The sequence below is a fragment of the Serinibacter arcticus genome (genome assembly GCF_003121705.1).
GTDB lineage: Bacteria > Actinomycetota > Actinomycetes > Actinomycetales > Beutenbergiaceae > Litorihabitans.
The window spans coordinates 3,231,430-3,254,176 of the sequence record NZ_PYHR01000002.1 but is presented as its reverse complement, the minus strand read 5'-3'; the positions used below and the strand labels follow the sequence as shown (position 1 = coordinate 3,254,176).

20 protein-coding genes are annotated in these 22,747 nt (G+C 73.3%); 12 read left to right on the top strand and 8 right to left on the bottom strand.

What is annotated here, in order from left to right; genetic code table 11:
* Nucleotides 1-128 precede the first annotated feature (128 nt).
* From C8046_RS14530 to C8046_RS14515, 4 genes are all read left to right on the top strand, one after another.
* On the top strand, nucleotides 129-911 hold the full coding sequence (locus tag C8046_RS14530) for an exodeoxyribonuclease III (RefSeq protein ID WP_109230056.1): 783 nt from the start codon (nucleotides 129-131) through the stop codon (nucleotides 909-911).
* A complete protein-coding gene (locus C8046_RS14525; protein WP_109230055.1) occupies nucleotides 911-1,849 on the top strand; it encodes a septum formation family protein in 939 nt (312 codons plus the stop codon). The genes C8046_RS14530 and C8046_RS14525 overlap by 1 nt, the downstream gene beginning before the upstream one ends.
* A 121-nt stretch (nucleotides 1,850-1,970) precedes the next feature.
* A complete protein-coding gene (locus C8046_RS14520; RefSeq protein ID WP_109230054.1) occupies nucleotides 1,971-3,296 on the top strand; it encodes a septum formation family protein in 1,326 nt (441 codons plus the stop codon).
* A gap of 255 nt (nucleotides 3,297-3,551) precedes the next feature.
* Entirely contained in the window at nucleotides 3,552-5,858 is a 2,307-nt protein-coding gene (locus C8046_RS14515; RefSeq protein ID WP_109230053.1) for a glycoside hydrolase family 3 N-terminal domain-containing protein, read from the top strand.
* A gap of 77 nt (nucleotides 5,859-5,935) precedes the next feature.
* On the opposite strand, the gene C8046_RS14510 is transcribed toward C8046_RS14515, so the two are convergent.
* The gene (locus C8046_RS14510; protein WP_109230052.1) at nucleotides 5,936-6,583 is read right to left on the bottom strand and encodes a TetR/AcrR family transcriptional regulator; all 648 of its coding nucleotides are present in this window, start codon (nucleotides 6,581-6,583) and stop codon (nucleotides 5,936-5,938) included.
* A gap of 131 nt (nucleotides 6,584-6,714) precedes the next feature.
* Here C8046_RS14510 and C8046_RS14505 point away from each other — a divergent pair, with 131 nt between their 5' ends.
* A complete protein-coding gene (locus C8046_RS14505) occupies nucleotides 6,715-8,778 on the top strand; it encodes a beta-galactosidase (protein ID WP_109230051.1) in 2,064 nt (687 codons plus the stop codon).
* Between the two features lie 318 nt (nucleotides 8,779-9,096).
* On the opposite strand, the gene C8046_RS14500 is transcribed toward C8046_RS14505, so the two are convergent.
* Nucleotides 9,097-10,467, bottom strand: coding sequence for a glycoside hydrolase family 30 protein (locus C8046_RS14500; RefSeq protein WP_109230050.1), 1,371 nt, complete (start codon nucleotides 10,465-10,467; stop codon nucleotides 9,097-9,099).
* Nucleotides 10,464-11,777, bottom strand: coding sequence for an MFS transporter (locus C8046_RS14495; RefSeq protein ID WP_109230049.1), 1,314 nt, complete (start codon nucleotides 11,775-11,777; stop codon nucleotides 10,464-10,466). Before C8046_RS14495 ends, C8046_RS14500 begins: the two co-directional genes overlap by 4 nt.
* Nucleotides 11,778-12,040: 263 nt before the next feature.
* Here C8046_RS14495 and C8046_RS14490 point away from each other — a divergent pair, with 263 nt between their 5' ends.
* Nucleotides 12,041-12,697, top strand: coding sequence for a TetR/AcrR family transcriptional regulator (locus C8046_RS14490; RefSeq protein ID WP_109230048.1), 657 nt, complete (start codon nucleotides 12,041-12,043; stop codon nucleotides 12,695-12,697).
* A 7-nt stretch (nucleotides 12,698-12,704) separates the two neighbouring features.
* On the opposite strand, the gene C8046_RS14485 is transcribed toward C8046_RS14490, so the two are convergent.
* The gene (locus C8046_RS14485) at nucleotides 12,705-13,595 is read right to left on the bottom strand and encodes an LLM class flavin-dependent oxidoreductase (RefSeq protein WP_109230047.1); all 891 of its coding nucleotides are present in this window, start codon (nucleotides 13,593-13,595) and stop codon (nucleotides 12,705-12,707) included.
* Between the two features lie 86 nt (nucleotides 13,596-13,681).
* On the opposite strand from C8046_RS14485, the gene C8046_RS14480 reads away from it, so the two are divergent.
* Nucleotides 13,682-14,512: a hypothetical protein gene (locus C8046_RS14480; RefSeq protein WP_109230046.1), complete on the top strand. Its 831-nt coding sequence runs from the start codon at nucleotides 13,682-13,684 to the stop codon at nucleotides 14,510-14,512.
* A gap of 111 nt (nucleotides 14,513-14,623) precedes the next feature.
* Here C8046_RS14480 and clpB read toward each other — a convergent pair whose 3' ends face one another.
* Nucleotides 14,624-17,266: an ATP-dependent chaperone ClpB gene (gene clpB / locus C8046_RS14475; RefSeq protein WP_109230045.1), complete on the bottom strand. Its 2,643-nt coding sequence runs from the start codon at nucleotides 17,264-17,266 to the stop codon at nucleotides 14,624-14,626.
* A gap of 149 nt (nucleotides 17,267-17,415) precedes the next feature.
* Between clpB and C8046_RS14470 the strand changes: the two genes are divergently transcribed.
* Both C8046_RS14470 and C8046_RS14465 read left to right on the top strand, forming a co-directional pair.
* Nucleotides 17,416-18,126 (top strand): LppM family (lipo)protein, encoded by a 711-nt coding sequence (locus C8046_RS14470; RefSeq protein ID WP_109230044.1) that lies wholly within the window; start codon nucleotides 17,416-17,418, stop codon nucleotides 18,124-18,126.
* A gap of 4 nt (nucleotides 18,127-18,130) precedes the next feature.
* Nucleotides 18,131-18,553: an NUDIX hydrolase gene (locus tag C8046_RS14465; RefSeq protein WP_109230043.1), complete on the top strand. Its 423-nt coding sequence runs from the start codon at nucleotides 18,131-18,133 to the stop codon at nucleotides 18,551-18,553.
* Between the two features lie 8 nt (nucleotides 18,554-18,561).
* Here C8046_RS14465 and C8046_RS14460 read toward each other — a convergent pair whose 3' ends face one another.
* Both C8046_RS14460 and C8046_RS14455 read right to left on the bottom strand, forming a co-directional pair.
* Entirely contained in the window at nucleotides 18,562-19,314 is a 753-nt protein-coding gene (locus C8046_RS14460; RefSeq protein WP_109230042.1) for an anti-sigma factor, read from the bottom strand.
* Nucleotides 19,311-19,847: a sigma-70 family RNA polymerase sigma factor gene (locus C8046_RS14455; protein ID WP_199224493.1), complete on the bottom strand. Its 537-nt coding sequence runs from the start codon at nucleotides 19,845-19,847 to the stop codon at nucleotides 19,311-19,313. The genes C8046_RS14460 and C8046_RS14455 overlap by 4 nt, the downstream gene beginning before the upstream one ends.
* A gap of 369 nt (nucleotides 19,848-20,216) precedes the next feature.
* Between C8046_RS14455 and C8046_RS14450 the strand changes: the two genes are divergently transcribed.
* The 3 genes from C8046_RS14450 to C8046_RS14440 all read left to right on the top strand — a co-directional run bounded on the left by C8046_RS14450 (nucleotide 20,217) and on the right by C8046_RS14440 (nucleotide 22,192).
* A complete protein-coding gene (locus tag C8046_RS14450; RefSeq protein WP_199224492.1) occupies nucleotides 20,217-20,942 on the top strand; it encodes a CHRD domain-containing protein in 726 nt (241 codons plus the stop codon).
* Nucleotides 20,939-21,667 carry a class F sortase gene (locus C8046_RS14445; protein WP_109230041.1) on the top strand — a complete coding sequence of 243 codons (729 nt, stop codon included), beginning with the start codon at nucleotides 20,939-20,941 and terminating at the stop codon, nucleotides 21,665-21,667. The genes C8046_RS14450 and C8046_RS14445 overlap by 4 nt, the downstream gene beginning before the upstream one ends.
* 66 nt (nucleotides 21,668-21,733) lie before the next feature.
* Nucleotides 21,734-22,192 (top strand): glutaminase, encoded by a 459-nt coding sequence (locus tag C8046_RS14440; RefSeq protein WP_109230040.1) that lies wholly within the window; start codon nucleotides 21,734-21,736, stop codon nucleotides 22,190-22,192.
* A 22-nt stretch (nucleotides 22,193-22,214) separates the two neighbouring features.
* Here C8046_RS14440 and C8046_RS18175 read toward each other — a convergent pair whose 3' ends face one another.
* A complete protein-coding gene (locus C8046_RS18175) occupies nucleotides 22,215-22,697 on the bottom strand; it encodes a hypothetical protein (RefSeq protein ID WP_146197176.1) in 483 nt (160 codons plus the stop codon).
* Nucleotides 22,698-22,747 lie beyond the last annotated feature (50 nt).

The following is a 22,747-nucleotide window of genomic DNA, read 5'->3' as shown; positions in this document are numbered from 1 at the left end:
GGGTGGGAGGTCTGGTCAGAACCGATCAGTCAGGGCCGTGCACGAGAGGGGATGGTGGTTGTCGTGCGGCCCTGTGGTCGGGCAGGTCGTCCGCGGTGGGTGTCGGAGCCCGCCGGTAGCGTGGAGCCATGCAGATCGCCACCTGGAACGTGAACTCCATCCGCGCGCGCGTCGACCGCGTGACCGCCTGGCTGGAGCGCACCGGGGTGGACGTGCTGGCGATGCAGGAGACCAAGTGCAAGGACGCCCAGTTCCCGATGCTGCCGTTCGAGGCGATCGGCTACGAGGTCGTCCACCACGGGCTGAACCAGTGGAACGGCGTCGCCATCGCCTCGAAGGTGGGGATCACCGACGTCGAGACCGCCTTCCCGCAGCAGCCCGGGTTCGGCGACCCCCTGGTCACCGAGGCGCGCGCGATCGGCGCGACGTGCGGCGGGGTGCGCGTCTGGAGCCTGTACGTGCCCAACGGCCGCACGATCACCGACCCGCACTACACCTACAAGCTCGAGTGGCTGAAGGCCCTGCGCGACAGCGCCGAGCAGTGGTCGGCCTCCCCCACGCCGACGATGCTCGTGGGCGACTGGAACATCGCGCCGCTGGACTCCGACGTCTGGGACCGTGCGTTCTTCGAGGGCTCGACCCACGTGACCGTGCCCGAGCGCGACGCGCTGACCGCCGTCGAGGCCGCCGGCTTCACCGAGATGACACGGCAGTTCACCCCCGACGAGTTCACCTACTGGGACTACACCCAGCTGAGGTTCCCCAAGCGGCAGGGCATGCGGATCGACCTCGCGCTCGGGTCGCCGTCGGCCGCCGCTCGCCTCACCGGTGCGCGCATCGACCGCGAGGAGCGCAAGGGCAAGGGCGCGAGCGACCACGCCCCCGTGATCGTCGAGCTGGCGGACGTCTGATGGCCAAGGACCCCGGCGGGGGCGACGACGGGGGCAGCGGCGGGCACGACGTCCCGGCCGTCCCCGCCATCCCGCTGGCCGGGCCGGGGCCGAACGGTGCGGCCGCCCCGACGGCGTGGGAGCCCGGCGCGTCGCGGAGTCCGTACGCGGCGCCGCCGCGTCCGGTGACGCCGGCTGCGACGGCGGGAGGGACGACGGGGGTGACCGGTGCGCCGGGTCGACCCTGGGATCCACCGCCGGGAGGGTTCGGCGGGCCGGCGGCGCCGGGCCAGGGCGCTCCGGCGCCGGCCGCGTCGACGGGTCCCGACGTCCCGTTCGCCCTGCCGCAGATGGCCCGGGCCCCGCTCGACGGCGTCGCCGTCGCCTCGGTCGTGGCCGGGGCGCTGGGCACGGGGCCGATCGCGCTGGCGCTCGGAATCGTCGGCCTGCGCCGGACCACGCGGGCGTGGCGCCGCAGCCCCCGGATCGCGACGGCGGGCATCGCCCTCGGCGCGGTCGGGACCATCGGCTGGGTCGTCGTGGGGGTCGTGGCCGCCCTCGGTGGTTTCACGACGTCTGGCGGCACCTCCGAGGCGGGCGACGTTGCCGAGCCGCGGACCGTGCACCCGAGTCTCGTCGCCCCCGGCAACTGCGTGGAGCTCCTGCCCGCGCAGCAGGAGGTCGGCGAGGTGACGCTCGTCCCGTGCGCGCAGGACCACGTCGCACAGGCGCTCACCACGTGGGAGCTCGATGACGCCTCCTACCCCGGCCCCGAGGGCGCCCTGAAGACGGCGGAGGACATCTGCACCGCCGAGCTCGCCGAGCGCGGGCTCGACGGCGCCGAGTACCTGCCGTGGTGGTTCGTGCCGACGCCGGCGGCCTGGGACGAGGGCGAGCGGACGGCCACCTGCCTCGTGCGTTCGTCGGGCTCGCTGCTCACGGTGGACCTGGTCGGCTGACGGGCGGCGCTGCACGTCCGACGAGGGCGGCACCACCGGGCAGGTCTGCCTGGCGGGACCGCTCGGCGGGACCGCCTGCTCCGACCCGGCCTGATCGGTCGCGCGCGTGTACTTTCGTGGCATGACCGAACCCTCCGGCCCGTCGACGCCCACCCCCGACGAGCCGCCCGCGGCCGGCACTCCGTCACCGTCGCAGGAGTACGTCGCGCCGTCGTTCGGTCAGGCGGCGCCCGGGTCGGCGTCGCAGCCCGCGCCCGCTCAGCCCGCTGCGCCTGGTCAGCCCTCGCAGCCCGCCGCGCCGTCGCAGCCTGCGCCGACCGCCGCGCCGCCACAGCCCGCGCCGACCTGGGGCGGCGGGCAGCAGGGCTCCCCGCCGTCGAGCTACCCGCAGCCGGGGCAGGCGCCGCAGGCGTCCCACGGGTTCCCGCCTGCGCAGGCAGCCCAGCCGCCGCAGGGCTACGGCCAGGCCTCCCCCGCGCAGCAGCCGCAGGGCGGTCACTCCCCGGGCGGCCACTCGCAGCAGGGTTACTCGCAGGGGGGCTACTCCCAGGGCGGCAACCCGCAGGGGGGCTACCCCCAGGGCGGCAACCCGCAGGGGGGCTACCCGCAACAGGCCGCACCGCCGTCGTACCAGCAGTCGCCTTCCCAGCCGCAGGCGTCCGGCGCCCCCGCCGGGTACTCGGCGTCGCCGTCGCCCTACGGCACGACGCCGCCGGCCCAGTCCCCCCAGCCGGGACAGCCCGGTCCCGGCGGCCCCGACTACTCGGCTCCGCCGGCGTACTCCTTCGGCGGCGGCTCCCAGCCCCCGAGCGCGGGTCGGCCCCCGAGGTCGCCCAACCCGGGCGCCGGGATCGGCTGGCTCGGGGCTGGTCTCGGCCTGATCCTCGGTCCGCTCGGGATCGTCATGGGCGTGATGTCGATCTCGCGCTCGAAGAAGGCTCGCGCGTCGAAGGCCCCGGGCACGGTCGCCGTCGTCGTCGGGTCGCTGTCCATCGTGGGCGTGGTGACAACGGTGCTCGTGCTCGTCTTCCAGGGGGTCTTCGGGCCGATCATCCTGCAGGACAACCCCGGCGACACGACGTCCGAGCGCGAGATCACCGCCGTCGAGTTCGCCGAGGGCAACTGCCTCGCGACGCTCGACGGTCCGACGTTCACCCACGTGCCGTGCTCCACCGGTCACGAGGCCGAGGTCATCCACACCTACGAGCCGGCCGGAGACGCCTACCCGGGCGAGGACGCCATCACCGACGAGGCGAACGACGTCTGCCTCGCCGAGGTCACCGGCGCCGTCCCGCCGACGACCGACCCGACCAACCTCTACTACGACTTCTGGTACCCGGACGCCACCGGCTGGGCCGACGGCGACCGCACCGTCGCGTGCATCCTGTCCGGCGACGGCGTCACCCTCACGGGCAGCGCGACGGCGGGCGACCTCACCGTCAGCTGATCCACTCGCGCGACGGCGAGCGCCCGCCGTCGCGAACCCGCGGTTCGGGCGCCTCCCCCGGCTTCGTCGCGCCCGAAGCGCGGGGTCACGTCGCCATCCCTCGCGAACCCGCACTTCGGGCGCCTCCCCCGCCCGCCGTGCGCCCGAACCACGGGGTCGCGCCGCCGCGTCCCACGCAGCGCACCCCGCGAACACCTACCGATCGGTCACCATTTGGGCTACCGTGGCTGCATCCGCCCCCCGCGAAGGAGCACCATGACCGCCCCCACCTCCCGCAGCCCGCTCGCCACCGAGCAGCTCATCGCCTCCCTCACGCTCGAGGAGAAGGCGTCGCTCCTGTCCGGCCACGACTTCTGGCACACGACGGCGATCGAGCGCGACGGCGTGAGCGTGCCGAGCATGATGCTCACCGACGGCCCGCACGGCCTGCGCAAGCAGCTCGCGGCCGGCGACCACCTCGGCCTCGCGAGCTCCGTGCCCGCCACCTGCTTCCCGACGGCGTCCGCCCTCGGCTCCACGTGGGACCCCGAGCTGCTCACGCGCGTCGGCGCGGCCCTCGGCCTGGAGACCCGTGCCGCCGACGTCTCCGTCATCCTCGGCCCGGGCGCGAACATCAAGCGCGACCCCCGCTGCGGTCGCAACTTCGAGTACCTGTCGGAGGACCCGGTCCTCTCGGGCGACCTCGCGGCGGCGCTCATCGCCGGCATCCAGTCGCAGGGCGTCGGCACGTCGCTGAAGCACTTCGCGGTGAACAACCAGGAGTCCGACCGGATGCGCGTGAGCGCCGACGTCGACGAGCGCCCCCTGCGCGAGATCTACCTCGCCAGCTTCGAGCGCGCGGTCACGAAGGCCGACCCGTGGACCGTCATGTGCGCGTACAACAAGGTCAACGGCGTCTACGCCTCCCAGAAGCGTTTCCTCCTCACGCAGGTGCTCCGCGAGGAGTGGGGCTGGGACGGGCTGGTCGTCTCCGACTGGGGCGCCGTGCGCGACCGCGTGGCCGCCCTCGAGGCCGGTCTCGACCTCGAGATGCCCGCGAGCGATGGGCGGACCGACGCGGCCGTCGTCGCCGCGGTCCGCGCCGGCACGCTGGACGAGGCGCACGTCGACGCCGCCGTCCGCAACGTCCTCCGGCTCGTGGACCGCACGGCCGACGCCGTCGCGACCCCCGCGACCGTCGACGTCGCCGCCCACCACGCCCTCGCCCGCGAGGCCGCCGCCGCGAGCGCCGTCCTGCTCCGCAACGAGCCGGTCGACGGCGCGCCGCTCCTTCCGCTGCAGCCCGCGAGCTCCGCGAACGGCGCGGACGGCGCGGGCGTCGTCGCGATCGGCGAGTTCGCCCGCACCCCCCGCTACCAGGGCGCCGGCTCCTCGCTGGTGACCCCGACCCAGCTCGACGACGCGCTCGGCGCCCTCGAGGCCGCCCTCGGCGCCCCGGTCCCGTTCGCGCCCGGCTTCACGATCCCGGAGGGTCCGGACTCCGCGCTCGACGGCGACGCGCTGCTCGCCGAGGCCGTTGCCCTCGCGGAGGGGGCCGGCACCGTGCTCGCGTTCCTGGGCCTGCCCGCGGTGGACGAGTCCGAGGGCTACGACCGCACGACGATCTCGCTGCCCGCCGCGCAGCTGCGTGTGCTCGAGGCGGTCGCCGCGGTGAACCCGCGCGTCGTCGTCGTGCTCAGCAACGGCGGCGCCGTGTCGGTGAGCGAGTGGCAGCAGCACGCGCCCGCCATCCTCGAGTCGTGGCTGGGCGGCCAGGCCGGCGCCTCGGGCGCCGTCGACGTGCTGACCGGCGCGGTCTCGCCGTCGGGCAAGCTCGCCGAGACGCTGCCGGTCCGCCTGCAGGACGTCCCTGCGTACGGATCCTTCCCGGGCGAGCTGGGGCACGTCACCTACGGCGAGGGGCTGTTCGTCGGCTACCGCTGGTACGACGCGCGCGACGTCGCGGTCGCCCACCCGTTCGGGTTCGGCCTCAGCTACACGACGTTCGCGATCGACGGCGTGACGGCGTCCGTGACCGGGTCGGGCGCCGAGGCGCGCGTCGCCGTGAGCGCGACCGTGACGAACACGGGCGACCGGGCCGGCGCCGAGGTGGTGCAGGTCTACGTGAGCGACCCGGCCGCCGTCGTCACCCGCCCGGAGCGCGAGCTCAAGGCGTTCGCGAAGGTCGCGCTGGAGCCCGGCGAGGCGCGCACGGTGACGTTCGACCTGGACTCGCGGGCCCTGGCGTTCTGGCACCCGGCGCTGCACCGCTGGACGGTCGAGGGCGGCGAGTTCGTCGTCTCGGTGGGCACCTCCTCGCGCGACCTCGCGGCGTCGGTGAGCCTCGACGTCGTGGGCGAGGACGTCTCGGCCCCGCTGACCGAGATGTCGACGCTGGCCGAGCTGCTGGCCGACCCCGTCGCGGAGCCCGAGGTGCGCCCGATGACGGCCGACATGGACCCGGCGCTGCTGTCGATGGCGGACGACATGCCCGCGATCGTGCTGGCCGACTTCGGGATGACGCCGCTGACGCACGTCGGCCTCGCGGACCTGATCGAGCGGTCGAACGCCGCCCGCGGCTGAGCGACCGGAGCACGACGGCGGGCCGGCCTCCTCGGGAGGCCGGCCCGCCGTCGTCGTCGTTCAGGCCGGCTCGATGATCAGGCCGGCTCGATGATCAGGTCGAGGTAGGCGCTGAGGTCCGCCGCCATGTTCACCTGGGCCCGCTTCGGCCGTCCCAGCGACATCAGCCACTGGATCTGGAGCCCGTCCATCAGCGCGATGATCGCGCGGGCGGCGACATCGATGTCGACCCCCGGCCGCAGGCGCCCCGCCTCGGCGTAGCGCTCGAGATCGGCCCTGGCCGCGGCCACGCTCGTCAGGTACCGGTCCACGAAGTACTGGTGCGCCGGGTGGTCGACCGAGGTCGCCTCGGCCGAGAGTGCCGCGAACAGCTCGACGATCGGCCGGCGGAGCTGGTTGCGCTGGGAGAGCCGCACCAGCGCCTCGAGCCAGGTGCGCCCCTGCTCGACGTCGGCGTCGAGGTCGGCCTCGTCCGCCTCGTCGCGGTAGGCCAGCACCGCCTCGAGCAGCGCCGTCTTGGTGGCGAAGTGGTGCAGCAGCCCCGGGTGCGAGACGCCGGAGCGCGCGGCGATGTCGCGCAGCGAGGCGCCGTGGAACCCGACCTCGCCGAACAGCCCGATCGCGGACTGGATGATGTCGTTGCGGCGCGCCCGGCCCTTCGCGTAGCCACCCCTGGCCCCGCGCGTCGGCTTCGTCGTCCTCGTCGTCTCCGTGGTGGCACTCATCGGTCCCGCTCCATGTCGTCCACCGTACGCGGCTGGCCCCGCCGCCCCGACCCATCCCATTATCTACCACTTGGTAGGTAAGGTGGAGGCGGGTCGGCGCCCGGCTCTCGCCACGAGGAGGACTGCGAAACATGGACAAGCTGCTGTACGGCACCGCGTACTACGACGAGTACCTGCCCTACGACCGGATCGACGCCGACGTCGCGATGATGACGGCAGCGCGCCACACGGTCGTGCGCATCGCCGAGTCGACCTGGAGCACGCTCGAACCGCAGCCCGGCGTCTTCGACTTCACGCACGTCGATCGCGCGATCGACGCGATGGAGGCCGCGGGCATCGACGTCATCGTCGGCACACCCACGTACGCCGTCCCGGCCTGGCTCGTCGCCTCGCACCCGGACGTCATCGCGGAGACGCAGGCCGGCCCCGGCCGCTACGGCGTCCGGCAGAACATGGACATCGTCAACCCCGCCTACCGCTTCTACGGCGAGCGCGTGATCCGCACGCTGCTGGAGCACACGGCGCACCGCCGCAACGTCATCGGCTTCCAGATCGACAACGAGACCAAGCACTACGGCAGCGCCTCCCCCGACCTGCAGCGCGCCTTCGTCAAGCACCTGCGCCAGGAGTTCGACGGCGACCTCGTCGCCCTCAACCAGGCGTTCGGCCTGGACTACTGGTCCAACCGCATCGACGCGTGGGAGGACTTCCCCGACGTCCGCGGCACGATCAACGCCTCTCTCGCGGGTGCCTTCGAGACCTTCCGGCGCGGGCTCGTGGACGAGTTCCTCGGCTGGCAGGCCGGCATCGTGCGCGAGTACGCCCGCGACGACCAGTTCGTCACGCAGAACTTCGACTTCGACTGGGCGCCCGGCTGGTCCTACGGGCTGCAGCCCTCGGTCAACCACTTCACAGCGGCGTCGACCGTCAGCCTCGCGGGCACCGACATCTACCACCCGACGCAGTCGCGACTGACGGGCCGCGAGATCGCGTTCGGCGGCGACATGACCCGCTCGATCAAGCACGGTGCGAACTACCTCGTGCTCGAGACGCAGGCGCAGGGTCAGATGGGCTGGCTGCCGTTCCCGGGTCAGCTGCGGCTGCAGGCTTACAGCCACCTCGCCAGTGGTGCGCTCGGCGTCATGTACTGGCACTGGCACTCCATCCACAACTCCTTCGAGACGTACTGGAAGGGTCTGCTCAGCCACGACTTCGAGCCGAACCCGACCTACCTCGAGTCCGGCGTCATCGGGGCGGAGTGGGAGGAGCACGCCGCGTCGCTCACCGGTCTGCACAAGGCCAACCGCGTGGCGGTCATGGTGAGCAACGAGTCCCTGACGGCCCTGGAGTGGTCGACGATCGAGACCGGCTTCATCAACGGCGTCTTCGGCACGTCGATCGGCTACAACGACGTGCTCCGCTGGGTCTACGACGCACTCTTCGACCTCAACGTCGAGATCGACTTCGTGCCCGTGGACGCCGAGAACCTCGCCGACTACGCGATGGTCCTCACGCCCGCGCTCTACGTCACGCCCGAGGCCACGCTCGAGCGCCTCGCGCAGTACGTGCACGACGGCGGCCACCTCGTCTCCACGTTCCGCCTCGGTGTCACGAACGAGCACGTCAAGGTGTGGCACGACCGCGCGCCGCACGCGCTCACCGAGGTGTTCGGGATGACCTACAACCAGTTCACCAGGCCCGACGGCGCCCGGCTGGCCCTCGCCGGTGAGCTCACCTCGGCCGGGGAGCACCCCGAGGCCCTCCACCTCCTGGAGCTGCTGGACGCGGCGGAGGGCACGCAGGTGCTCGCGACCTACGACCACCCCGCGTGGGGCTCCTACGCCGCGATCACGCGCAACGCCGTCGGGACGGGCACCGCCACCTACCTCGGCACGATGACGACGCCGGAGGTGCTGCGCGACGTCCTCGCGCTGACGCTGCGCGGCGCGGGCGCGTGGGAGTGGCCGCAGGAGCTCGCGACGACGGCGGCCGGCGCCTCGGCCCCCGGGGTGCGCGTCCGCCGCGGGACGAACGGACGCGGCAACGCCGTCGTCTACCTGCTGAACTACTCGCCCACGACGGCGACGCTCGCGGCCCCGGTCTCCGGCACCTCGGTGCTGGCCGACGGCGCCACGGTCACGCAGGGCGACGAGCTCACGATCGCCCCCTGGGACCTCGTCATCCTGGAGTCCTGACGGGCCCCGGCCCCTCCGCGCCCCGCCCCGCCCCCCATACCCTCCGCGAGGGCCTTCTGCACCACCGCCGAGGGGCTTACGCACCAGCTCCCGCCGAGGGCGATCTGTCCGACGTGGCGTCGATCCTGGCAGGGTCGACGCCACCACGGTTGCGTCGCCCTCGCGGGTGGTGCGTAAGCCCCTCGCCGCGGGGCGTAAACCCCTCGCCGGCGGTGCAGAAGCCCCTCGCCGACGGGGGCGACGGCGGAGGGCCGCCGCCGCCGAAGCGGTGGCGGCCCTCCGCCTCGCGGGTCCGGCCCGGGGGCGCCGGCGCCCCGGTCAGAGCTCGATGACGAACGTGCTCAGCGAGTCCGCCGGCAGCACCGGCGTCAGCACCTGCTCCCCCACGAGGATCGAGACCGGCTGCTCGACCGCGAGGTCGTTCTGCATCACCACGACGATCGACCCGTCGGGGTTGCGGAACGCCAGCTGGTTCTCGAACCCCGTGTAGCTGAGTGCCTGGATGAGGTGCGCGCCCGGCTTGACGAAGTGGCTCACGTGCTTGAGCACCTGGTACTCGTGCGTGAACTCGTAGGTCCCGGCCTCGGCGTCGACCACCACGAGCGAGTTCTGCGACCAGCCCCAGCGGCTCACCCCACCCTGCTCGAGCGACAGGTTCCAGTAGTGGTAGGCGGAGGCGCCGTCGAGGAGGAAGTCGCGCATGAGCGCCCACGAGTAGCGCGCGAAGCGCCAGTCGTTCCTGCCGTCGCCGCACTCCTGCTCGGTCTGCCAGATCGGCAGCTCAGGGTGATCCCGGTGCAGGAGCCGGACGGCGCCCTTCCCGTGCCACTGCACCCCGACACCGCGCACGACGGCGGCCGCCTCGGCGTCGGCCAGCACGCCGTCGACCAGCGCCCCGTTCGCCCGCTCGAGCGTGCCGAGGAAGACCTCGACGCCGCGCGAGGCCATCTCCGGACCGAGGTGTCGGAGGAAGGCCGCGAGGCCCTCGGGCGTCCACGTGCAGCTCGGGAACACCTGCGGGGAGTTGAACTCGTTCTGCGGCATCACCATGCCGATCGCGATGCCCTGCTCGGCGTAGGCGTCGACGAACTTCCCGAAGTAGGCCGCGTACGCCGCGAGGTACGCCTCCTCGAGGATGAACATGTCCGTGCCCTCGACGCCGACCTGGTGCTCCTCGAGCCCGTTCTCCACCTGGCTGAAGGCGATCGCGGGGCGCGCGGCGGCGTAGTGCCCGTTCGTCTTCATCCACGACGGCGGGCTCCACGGCGAGGCCCAGACGGCCAGCTCCGGCTGGTGCTCCTTCGCCGCCCGGATGAACGGGATGAGCGTCTCGTGGTCGTTCGCGATCGAGAAGTGCTCCAGCTCGAGGTCACCGGGCACCTCGTCGTAGGAGTACCAGTCGCGCGAGAAGTCGTTCGCGCCGACCGGCATCCGACCGAGGGTGAAGCTCCCGCCCACCCCGGGCGCGTACAGCTCGTGCAGGATCTCGGCGCGCTGCTCCTCGCTCAGGTGTGCGAGCGACGTCCACCCCATCTCGTTGAACGCGGTCCCGAAGCCCGTGATCTCCTGCAGCTCGGTGTCGAGCTGGAGGAACACGTCCGGCATCGCGGTGACCGACGACGGCTCGACGGCGGGGCCCGCGCGCCAGGGCGCGGTCTCGGTGGTGACGGTCCAGCTCGCGAGCCTCATCGGACGCTCCTGATCCGGGCGATCGCCAGGGCCCCGAGCAGGGCCGCGCAGATCGACACCATGAACACGACCGAGTAGCTCCCGGTGGCGACGACGATGGCGGAGGTGACCAGCGGGCCGATCGTCTGACCGGCGGTCGTGGAGAGGTTGAGGATGCCGAGGTCCTTGCCCGCCTCCTCCTGGTTCGGCAGCACGTCGACGTTCAGCGCCTGGTCCACCGAGGTGTAGACGCCGTACCCGAAGCCCGCGATGCCGGCGAACAGGAACATGCCCATCGGCGTCGGCATCAGCCACGGCATCGCGATCCCGACGGCGAACAGCACGCTGGAGATCACGACCGGCAGCTTGCGGCGCCCGACGAGGTCCGAGATCGGGCCGGAGACGACCGAGCCGACCAGACCCACGACCAGCAGGATGACCGACATCGTGGCGATCGTGCGCGCGGACTCCGCCACCGTCTGGCCGACGTGGTCCTGGACGATGTACAGCTGGTAGGCCATCACCATCTGGTAGCTGACGAGCATGAAGAGGCGACCGACGAACGCCAGGTAGAAGTCGGGCGCGTGGCGCGGCGGGCGGAAGGAGGCGAGCACCTCCTTCAGGCTCGATCCGGCGGCCGGCAGCGCTTCCGCGGAGGCCTCGCGCGGCCACACGACGAGCGCCACGACGCCACCGACCACCATCAGTCCGCCGCCGAGCACGAAGCCGGGCAGCGAGTTCGTGATGAACGCGGCGCCGACGAGGGCGCCGATCGGGGCGCCGGCGGTCAGGCCACCGCCGTAGAAGGCGGACATCGTGCCGCGCAGGCGCATCGGCACCCGGTCGGCGAGGACGGCGACGGCGGGGGCCAGCATCATGTTGAGGCCGACCATGCTGACGCAGTAGGAGACGGTGATCAGGAGAGGGCTCTCGAGGAACCCGATCGCGGCGAGCGCCACGCCACCGAGCACGGCCCCACCGAGGATCCAGGGGGCCCGGCGGCCGAAACGTCCGCGCGTGCGGTCGGACAGGTTGCCGAAGACGAGGTTGGAGACCAGCGAGACGACGGCCGTCACGGCACTGATCGTGCCGAGCAGGGTCTCGGGCGAGGCGACGCCGATGTCCCGCAGCCGCTGCGGCAGCAGCACGGCGGCGACCACCTGGAGGCCGATGATCCACAGCGCTCCGAACGCGAGGAAGCCGAGGCCGAACCGCAGCGTGCGAGCGCGGTCGAACGGCTTGCCGGTGTCGGGAGCCAGCTCGGGAGCGAGGCCGACGGGCTCGTCGACGAGCAGAGCGGCGTCCGTTCGCGAGGCCGGGGGGTAGTCCATGTCCACCTTCTTCGGTAGGAGACAGCGACGGGCTGTCCCACGGGAGACGGGACCGTTGAACCGCTCCCGCACGGAGACCTCGTGGACCACGAGGCCGCCTCGCCCCTCACGGGTGCGGCTACCGACCGTCCACTAGGTAACGGGGTCGACGGTAGACCCGCCCCCGGCGAGTGTCAATACCGACCGTGCGGTTGGTCTTGACGCCCCGAACGGCGCTGTGGCGCGGAACGAACGACCGGTCGCTTTCCCACTACCGTGGTTGCGTGCCCCCCGCGAACTCGTCGACGCCCCCGGCTGCGCCACGCTCGCGCGTCCGCCTCCCGCCCGCCGAACGCCGTCGCCAGATCGTCGAGGCCGCCACGCGCCTCGTGGGCGAGCAGGGCTTCTACGGGATGTCGCTCAAGGACGTGGCCGACGCCGTCGGGCTCACCCAGCCCGGCCTCCTGCACTACGTGCACACCAAGGAGGGGCTGCTGCAGCTGCTGGTGGAGCAGGCCTACGACCAGCGGTTCGACCCCGAGGACTACGTGGCGACCGGCGACCCCGCTGCGACCCACCCCGACGGCGCCTCGCTCCCCGGCTACTTCCGCTACCTGGTGGCGAACAACGCGCGCGACCCGCAGCTGATCAAGCTCTACATGGTGCTGGGGGCGGAGTCCTCCTCCCCCGAGCACCCCGCGCACGAGTACTTCCGGCAGCGTCCCGACGCCGCCTGGGGGCTGTACTCGGCGACCCGGTGGCGCGTCCCGCCGTCGACCGGTGGGTTCTCGAGCCTCCGTCCCCTCGTGGAGATGACCCTCGCCTCGATGGACGGGCTGCAGGTCCGCCTGTTCCGCGACCCGCCGATCGACCTGGTGACGGAGTGGGCACGGTACGAGCAGGTCCTCTTCCCCTCCCCGGTGTGGGACGGCTACCGCTGAGGCACGCTCAGACGTCCGCGAGCGACGGCGCGAGCCCGGCGATCCCCTCGTAGACGGCCTCGTCCATCGCGAACTGGGTGTCGGGGATGGGCGCGTGCACCACGATCTCGGTGATCCCGAGCTCGGCGTGGGCGCGGGCGACGTCCTCGAACGCCGCCACCGACCGGAAGGCGTCGTCGGGCAGGAAGCCCGTCAGCAGGACCCGCTCGATGCTCGCCGGGTCGCGGTTGTCCGCCTCGCACGCCGCCTCGAGCCGCGCGACCTGACGGGCGATCGACGCCCGCGACTGCTCCGCCGTGGCATCCTCCTCGAGCGTGGGGTCGCCCGTCGTCACCCACGACTGGCCGTGCCGGGCCGCGAGCCGCAGCCCGCGCGGTCCGGTGGCGGCGACGGCGAACGGGATCCGCGGCCGCTGCACGCAGCCCGGGATCGTGCGGGCCTCGAACGCCGTGAAGAACTCCCCCGCCACCGACACGTCGCCCTCGCGCAGCAGGAGGTCGAGGTGCGTGACCAGCTCGGCGAACCGGTCGGCGCGACGCTTCGGGGTGAGCGGCGGCTCGCCGAGCACGGCGGCGTCGAAGCCGTCCGTCCCGGCACCGAGCCCGACGGTGAGGCGGCCGTCGGAGATGTCGTCGAGCGTCATCAGGTCCTTGGCGAGGGTGACCGGGTGACGGAAGTTCGGCGTCGTCACCAGCGTCCCGAGCCGCAGGGTCGAGGTGACGGAGGCGGCCTGGGCCAGCGTGAGGAGCGCGTCGAACCACGGGCCGTCGCGGAACGTGCGCCACGAGAGGTGGTCGTAGGTGTAGGCCGTGTGGAAGCCGAGCTGCTCGGCCCGCTGCCAGTGGGCGACGGCGGCGGCACGGGCGTGGATCGGCAGGATGACGGTCGACAGGCGCATGGCTCCAACCTAACGACGAGCTGTGACACCCGCCTCGCCCACGACTCCGAACCCCGCTCCGGCGGCCCCGCAACTAGAGTCGAGCTATGACGACCACCAGGAACCGCGCCTTCAAGGCCGCCATCATGACGACCGCTCTCGCCCTCACGCTCGCCGCCTGCGGCGGCGGTGGCGACGACTCCACCGAGAGCCCCAGCGCCTCGGAGACCACCAGCAGCGCGACCTCCGAGCCGACGGAGTCCGCCTCCGAGACCGCCTCCGACGACGCGACGTCCGAGGCACCCTCGGGCGACGCCGTCACGGCCCAGTTCGTGGACCGCTACGCCGGCGGCATCGAGAAGATGATGACGACCGCGACCTTCACGATGGACATCGTCTCCGCGGGGACGACCATGACCGCCACGGGCGCGATGGACAACACCACGCAGCCGCCGAACCTCACGATGGACATGGAGGTGCCGGGCGCCGGCACCGTCACGAGCCTCATCGTGGACGGCGAGCAGTACGTCTCCATGGGCGCCGCCGGCGGCGGTTGGATGCGGATCGACCCGGCCGCCATGGAGGGCATGGGCGTCCCAGCCAACACCGACCCGCTGCAGCAGCTCCGCGCGTTCCAGCAGTCGATCACCTCGGTCGAGGAGCTCGGCTCCGAGGACGTCGAGGGCAGCCCGGCGACCCACTACGTCGTCACCGTCGACACCTCGACGATGGAGGCCGCCGCGGCCGCCGGCCTGCCGGCGACCCTCACCTACGACCTCTGGCTCGACGAGGAGGGCCGCACGGTCAAGATGGTCAACGAGGTCGAGGCGAGCGGCATGACCGTGAACACCTCGATGACGTTCACCTCGTTCGGTGAGCCCGTCGAGATCACGGCCCCGCCGGCCGACCAGATCACCGAGATGCCCGACATGGGCTGACCTGCCCACCGGCAGCAGCAGCAGCACGACGGCGCGGGCCGGGGAGAGCGATCTCCCCGGCCCGCGCCGTCGTTCGTCCCGCTCCTCGCGAGAGCCCCGCGAGGCCTCGCGTCAGCGCGCGACGGCGAGCGTGAGTCCCGTACGCCCGTCGCCCCGCCCGTCGCTCCCGCTCCCCTCGCCGCCACCCAGGTCGACGACGACCGTGTCGCCGTCGCGCACCTCGCCGCCGAGCAGCATCCGGGCGAGCCGGTCGCCGATCTCGCGCTGCACGAGGCGGCGCAGCGGCCGCGCACCGTAGGCCGGGTCGAAACCCTCGATCGCCAGCCACTCGCGGGCGCCGGCGGAGACGTCGAGCCGGAGCCGGCGGTCGGCCAGGCGGGCGCCGAGCCGGTCGATCTGCAGGTCGACGATCGAGCCGAGCTCCTCGAGCGAGAGGGCGTCGAAGATGACGACGTCGTCGAGCCGGTTGAGGAACTCCGGCTTGAAGCTCGCCCGCACGGTGTCCATGACGAAGGAGCGCTTGGCGGCCTCGTCCAGCGTCGGGTCCACGAGCGCCTGCGAACCGAGGTTCGAGGTGAGCACGAGGATGACGTTGCGGAAGTCGACCGTGCGGCCCTGGCCGTCGGTGAGCCGACCGTCGTCGAGCACCTGGAGCAGGATGTCGAAGACCTCGGGGTGAGCCTTCTCGACCTCGTCGAGCAGCACGACCGAGTACGGCCGGCGGCGGACGGCCTCGGTGAGCTGGCCGCCCTCCTCGTAGCCGACGTAGCCCGGGGGCGCCCCGACCAGCCGCGCGACGGCGTGCTTCTCGGAGTACTCCGACATGTCGATGCGCACCATGGCGCGCTCGTCGTCGAACAGGAAGTCCGCGAGCGCCTTGGCGAGCTCGGTCTTGCCGACGCCGGTCGGGCCGAGGAACAGGAACGAGCCCGTCGGACGGTCGGGGTCGGCGACGCCGGCCCGCGAGCGCCGCACGGCGTCGGAGACGGCCGCGACGGCGTCGCGCTGTCCGATGAGCCGCTCGCCGAGCACGTCCTCCATCCGCAGCAGCTTGGCGGTCTCGCCCTCGAGCAGGCGGCCGGCGGGGATGCCGGTCCACATCGCCACGACCTCGGCGATCTCGTCGGTGCCGACCTTGTCGGCGATCATCGGCGGCATCCCCGGGTCCCCGGCGACCTCGACGGCGTCGTCCTCCTCGGCCTCGGCCGCGGCGATCTCTCGCTCGATCGTCGGGATCTCGCCGTTCTTCAGCCGCCCGGCGCGCTCGTAGTCGCCCTCGCGCATCGCCTTCTCGAACTCGGTCGTGAGCTCGTCCAGCCGGACGCGCAGGTCGCCCACGCGGTTGTGGCCGGCCTTCTCGGCCTCCCACCGCGCCGTGAGCGCGGCGAGCTCCTCGGAGCGGTCGGCGAGGTCGCGGCGCAGCTTCTCCAGGCGCTCGGTCGTGGCGTCGTCGTCGGAGCCGCCGTCGGCGAGGTAGGCCTCCTCCATCCGCAGCCGGTCGACGGCGCGGCGCAGCACGTCGACCTCGACGGGCGAGGAGTCGAGCTCCATGCGCAGCCGGGAGGCCGCCTCGTCCACGAGGTCGATGGCCTTGTCGGGCAGCTGACGCCCCGTGATGTAGCGGTCGGACAGCGTCGCGGCGGCGACGAGGGCGCCGTCGGAGATCGTCACCTTGTGGTGCGCCTCGTACCGCGGCGCGATGCCGCGCAGGATCGCCACGGTGTCCTCGACCGTCGGCTCCCCCACGAACACCTGCTGGAACCGGCGCTCCAGCGCGGGGTCCTTCTCGATGTTCTCGCGGAACTCGTCGAGCGTCGTCGCGCCGATCATGCGGAGCTCGCCGCGCGCGAGCATCGGCTTGAGCATGTTGGACGCGTCCATCGCGCCCTCGCTCGCGCCGGCCCCCACCACGGTGTGCAGCTCGTCGATGAACGTGACGACCTCGCCGTCGCTCCCGCGGATCTCCTCGAGGACGGCCTTGAGCCGCTCCTCGAACTCGCCGCGGTACTTGGCGCCCGCGATCATCGAGCCGAGGTCGAGCGAGATGAGGCGCTTGCCGCGCAGGGACTCGGGGACGTCGCCGTCCACCATCCGCTGCGCGAGGCCCTCGACGACGGCCGTCTTGCCGACACCGGGCTCGCCGATCAGCACCGGGTTGTTCTTGGTGCGACGGCTCAGCACCTGGACCACGCGCCGGATCTCGGAGTCGCGCCCGATGACGGGGTCGATGCGGCCCTCGCGGGCCCGCGCGGTGAGGTCCTGGCCGTACTTCTCCAGCGCCTGGAACGTGCCCTCGGGATCGGGCGAGGTGACGCGTCCCCGGCGCACGCCCGGCAGCGCGGCGACGAGTGCCTCGCGCGACCCGCCGGCGGCGCGCAGGATCTCCCCGGCGCTGCCCTGGTCGGCCGCGAGCGCGAGCAGCAGGTGCTCGGTCGAGACGTAGTCGTCGCCGAGCGCCCGCGCCTCCTCGCCGGCCTGGGTGAGCACGCCGAGCAGCTGGCGCGACGCCTGCGGCTGGCTCGCCGTCGCCCCGCTCGCGCTGGGCAGCGCGGCGATCACGCCACCGGCCCGCTGCACGAGCGCCGGGACGTCCACGCCGTCGGCCGTCAGGAGCGCGACGGCGATGCCGTCCGCCTGCCCGAGCAGCGCGGCCAGCAGGTGGGTCGGCTCGAGGTGGGGGTTGCCGGCCGCCGTCGCGGCCTGCAGCGCGGAGGCGATCGCCTCCTGCGACTTGGTGGTCAGCTTGTCGTTCACGACTCTCCTCCGTCGTAGAGAACTCTTCTGCCAGGGTCAACGTCGGACGAAGTTGAGTCTATTCCGCTCAACCCTGGCCGGCGCGCTCGTCGCCGCTCTCATCGCGGCGCCATTGGGCCGGGAGGCAAACGGTGTGCCACGATCACCCCATGCACAGGCGTTGGAAGCAGGCTGTCGTCGCGGGCGCGCTGGCGCTGCTCACCCTGACCGGATGCGTCCGCACCGAGGCGGACCTCGAGGTCGCCAGGGACGACACGATCACCGGCACGATCCAGATCGTCGCCCCCCTCGCCGACGACAGCGACGCCTCGCGTCAGGCGGTCGCCGACCAGGTCACCCTGATCGAGAGCCGCGCCCTCCCGGGCCTGCGGGACCTGCCGGGCGTGACCGCCTCGGCCGTGACGCCGGAGCCCGGCTGGTACGGCACCGAGCTGTCGCTCGACGGCGTCCCGATCGCGTGGGTGCTCCTCGGCACGACGCCGCTGGTCACGCGCGACGGCGACGACTTCGTCGTGGCCGGAACCATCGACCCCGCGGCCCAGCCCGAGACGCCGATCCCGGCCGTCGAGGGCGAGCGACCGGCGGGCGCCGCCGAGTCGAGCGTGAGCCTCTCGCTGACCTTCCCCGGCAACGTGGAGGACGTGCGCGGCTCGGAGGACCTCGCCGTCGTGGACGGCCGGACCGTCACGTGGCAGACGACCTACGACGTCCCCGTGACGCTCGACGCCACCGCCTCGGCCACCTCCTCGGCGTTCCCCGACTGGATCTGGAAGGCGCTCGTCTACGGCGTCGGCGGCGTGGTGGTGCTGGCGATCGCCGGCCTCATCACCGTCGCGGTCCGCAGCCGCCACGACGGCTGAGCGCGTGCCGACGATCGTCGTCGCAGCAGGACTGCTCCACGACGGCGCCGGGCGCCTCCTCCTCGTGCGCAAGCGGGGGACGACGGCGTTCATGCAGCCGGGCGGCAAGCTCGACCCCGGGGAGGCGCCGGACGCCGCCCTCGTGCGCGAGGTCGCCGAGGAGCTGGGGATCGCCGTCGCGCCCGAGCGGCTCGAGCCCCTCGGCAGCTTCACGGCCGACGCGGCCAACGAGGCCGACCACCACGTGCTGGGTCACTCCTACGCGCTGCTGCTCACGCCGGCGGAGGTCGACGCCGTCGCGCCGGCCGCCGAGATCGCCGAGGCGGTCTGGGCGAGCGTCGCGGACGCCCGCGCGCTGCCGCTCGCCCCGCTGACGGCCGACCACCTGCTGGCGCTCGTGCCGCCGGCCCCTGCGCCGGGCCGGTAGGTCGGGCGTCAGGCCCCGTCGTCCACGGCCTCGGGGAGCGAGGCCGCGGTGACCAGGGCGCCGTCGTCCGACCGGATCTCCAGCCGCTCGACGTCGGCCCGCATCACGGCGGCGTTCATCCGGCAGTCGATCACGACGTCGCTGCCGAGGAAGGTGCCGGAGTCGTACTCCTGGCCGTCCTCACCGACCAGCACGACGACGTAGCCCTCGCCCGCCGGGAGGCCGTCGATCTCCAGCACGGTCTCGGTGCCCCAGGTGTGGGCGACCAGCACGCCGTCGATCCGGACGCCGTCGGCGGGGTCGCTGAAGCTGACGTCCTCCTCCGCGCCCAGCGTCCCGGGCGGGCCGACGGGCGCACCGGCCGGACGCTCCTGCGTGGCCATCACGCCGCCGAGCGCGACGGCGACGCCGGCCGCGAAGCAGGCGGCCGGCACCCACACGGAACGGACGGCTCGCGACGGCGTGCGGGGCGTCGTCGTCAGCGGGGCGGGCTCGAACCGCACCTCCGACGTCACAGCCGACTCCTCGTGCGCCACGGCCTCGAGCACGCGCTCGCGCAGCTCGGGCGACGGCGGCTCGTCGTCCCAGGTGGGGATGTCTCGCCGCAGCCCGGCGACCGTGCCGCCGAGCTCCGCGATCTCGGCCGCGACCGTGGGGTCGGCGGCCATCAGCGCGGCCAGCTCGTCCCGCTCGGTCGCGTCGAGGTCGTCCGCGAGCGCGCCGGCGATGAGCCCGGCCCGCTGCTCCTCCTGCGGGGTCATCCCGCCACCTCCCCGTGCGTCGATGTCGTCGTCGATCCGGTCTCCCGCTGGCTCTCCAGGTGACGCCGGAGGGCCCTGAGGCCGTAGTACGTGCGGGTGCGGAGCGTGGCCACCGGCACCCCGAGCGAGTCGGCGAGCTCGGCGTAGCCCAGCCCGAGGACGTGGATGGCCACGACGGCCTGCCGGTGCTCCTGGCTGAGCGTCGCGAGCGCCTCGACCATCGCCAGCCGCTCGACCGGGTCGTCCGCGGGGGCCGCCCGCTCCGGGAGCCGGTCGAGGTCCACCGGCTCCGGCGTCCGTGCGCCGCGTCGGAAGCTGTCGGCCACCACGTTGCGGGCGATCGCGTACAGCCAGGTCCGGACGCCGCCGCGCGTCGCGTCGAAGCGCTCGCGGGCGCGCCACGCGCGCAGGAAGGTTTCCTGCACGACCTCCTCGGCGGCTCCGCGGTCGCGGACCGCGTTCAGGGAGAACCCGAAGAGCTCACCGCCGAACCGGTCGTAGGCGTCGGCGACGTCGAACGCCGTCGGGTCCACGTCGTGCGGGATCGGGGCCGCGTGCCGCCCGGGGGTGCGGGAACCGTCCGCGGCCGGGGCCGGGGGTCGTGCAGGCCGGTCAGCGTGATCACGCTCCCCGTCGGTGGTGGGCGGTCCAGGACCGTCATCGTAGGCATGCTCCTCCCCTCCCGCCGCTATCGGTGCCCGCGGCCCGTCGTCGCGACGAAGGCGTCGTCGCGAAGGAGCCGTCACGAGGGGGTACGTCCTCACCCCCGCCGGCGTTCACGAGCAGAAAATTTCGTCGCTCCGAAAATTTCTTCACGACGGCGTGAACGCGGGCCGTGTGAGCCACGTAACTCCTGGAGACAGACGGGGTACCCGCCCCGCCCCCCACGGAAGGTACGAACCATGACCGAGATGTCCTCCCGCCGTCAGACCCGTCGCCGCACCGCCCTCGCCGGTGCTGCCGGCGTCGCCGCCCTCGGGCTGGCCATGGTCGCCGCGCCCGCCTCCGCCGACACCGAGGTCGCCGAGCCCGACTCCTTCACCAGCGCGTTCACCGTGATGGCGACCCCCGGCGCCGTCATCAACAACGACGGCGTGGCCGTCCCGGGCGAGGAGGGCGCGATGGGCGAGTTCACCTTCCGCATCAACTCCGACCTCGACATCATCTGCTACGACATCACGCTCACCGGCGTCACGGGCGACTACCAGAGCCCCGCGCGCACGGCGACGCACATCCACGAGGCCGCCATCGGCCAGCCCGGACCGCCGCGTCTGGCGTTCCCGAACCCGGCCCCCGTCGGTGACGGGCCGCGCACCAGCTCCGGCTGCATGCAGGGTCCCTTCACCACCGGCGTCACCAGCGACGCGGGCGCCGACACCGGCGAGGGCTTCACGCTCGCGCAGATCGAGGCCAACCCGGCCGGCTTCACGGGCGACTCCCACACGGTCGACTTCCCGGCCGGCGTCGTGCGCGGTCAGCTGACCCAGATCCCCGTCGGCGGTCTCGAGACCGGTGGCGGCGGCGCGTCCCAGCAGGGCACGCCGGTCCTGCCGTTCGTCGGCGCGGGCGTCCTCGCGGTCGCCGCGGCGGGCTTCGCCGCCCACCGCGTCCGCTCGACCCGGGCATGAGCACGCCGCACGCCCCGACGCGCCGCCCGGCGCGTCGGGGCCGTGCGGTCGCCGTCGTCCTGACCGCGGCCGCGCTGCTCGTCGCGTGCGCCGGAGCCCCGGCCGAGGACCCGACGTCCTCGGCCACCCCCACCTCCCCCGCCACCAAGGCGGCGACGGAGCTGCCCGAGGAGACCGAGGCGCCGGCCGAGCCGGTCGACCCGGTCGAGCCGGTGGCCCCCGAGGCCGCCCCGGCCGAGCCCCCCGCCGCGGAGGTCGCACCGGCCGTCATCGGTGAGGGGATCGCCCCGGCCACCGTGACCATCCCGCGCATCGAGCTCACCGAGGATCTCGTCGACCTGGGTCTGCAGGACGACGGCACGATGGAGACGCCGGAGGACTGGGACCGCGCCGGCTGGTTCACGGGCGGCGGACGCCCCGGCGGCCGCGGCCCGACCGTCATCGCCGGCCACGTCGACTCGCGGACCGGCCCGGCCGTGTTCTTCCGCCTGACGGAGCTCGAGGTCGGTGACGCCGTCCAAGTCACAGACGTCGACGGCGTCGTGCACGACTACGAGGTCTACCAGGTCGAGGACGTCCCCAAGGACGACTACCCGACCGCGCGCGTGTTCGGCGCCATCCCGATCGACGAGCTGCGCCTGATCACCTGCACCGGCGAGTTCGACACCGACACCCAGCGCCACGACGACAACCGCGTCGTGTACGCCAGGGCCGTCGGAGCCTGACTGTTCGGGCCCGACCTTCGGGTTCGGGCAGGGGCCGACGGCGACCCGCGTGCGACGATCTCCCGCATGGAGCAGCTGGTTCGCGACGCCGTCGGGCGCCTCCGCGCGGGCGGTGTCGCCCCCGAGGTGCTCGGCGAGCGGCGGATCCCGCGCCGGGTCCTCGGCGTCGGCCGCGGGGCACGCATCGAGGCCGTCGGTGAGGCCTGGCGACTGGGAGGACTGCTGCTGCTGGCGAACGGCACCCTCGCCGTCCCCGGCGAGAGCGTGCGCACCGAGGCGGAGAGCACCCGCGGCTACACGGCCGAGTCGGCGCGACGCCGGGCCGGGCTGCGCGAGGAGGCGAGGCGGGGCGGGATCCCGCCGGGCGTCGTCGTGCACCTCGGCTGGCGCGTCGTCGTCGTGGGCGAGGAGCCGCTGACGATGCTCGACGGCGAGGTCGGGCTCGTGTGGACGGCCGGCGCCCCGGCCGTGCCGCTGGGGCGCTACCTCACGGAGCGCGTCACGCTGGTGCTCGAGCGCCCCTGACAGCGAGGGACGGCAGCGGGGCTCAGTCCCCCAGTGCCGCGCGAACCTGCGGGGCGACGGCGAGGACGCCGAGGTAGGCGTGGGTGAGGACGAGGTCGGTGAAGTCCTCGTCGACGAACTGGATGTCGAGGTCCTTGGTCGAGGAGATCGCGCTCAGCTCAGCCTCGAGGTCCCGGCCCAGCTCGGCGAGATCCGCGCGCTGGACCTCCTCGCCGCCGTCCGCCTCCGCCGTCGCGATCGCGTCGTCCACCTCGACCAGGAAGTCGAGGAGGGCCTCGTGCAGGGCGCCGTCGGTGGCCGAGGTGGTCACGAGGTGAGCGACGTACGCGGCGACGGGGCCGGTGGCCGGCCACGGGGTGCCCTGGTGCATGATCGCGCTCGCCAGGTGCTCGACGGCGGCCTCCTGGGCCTCGACGTCGTCCCCCGTGAGAGCGGCCAGGTGCGCCCCCGTGTCGGTGGCGAAGCCGTAGGCGTGCAGCAGGCGGTCGGTGACGGGGATGTCCATGCCGCAACTCTCCCAGATCCGGGCGGACCCGCCGGGCCGGCCCACCGACC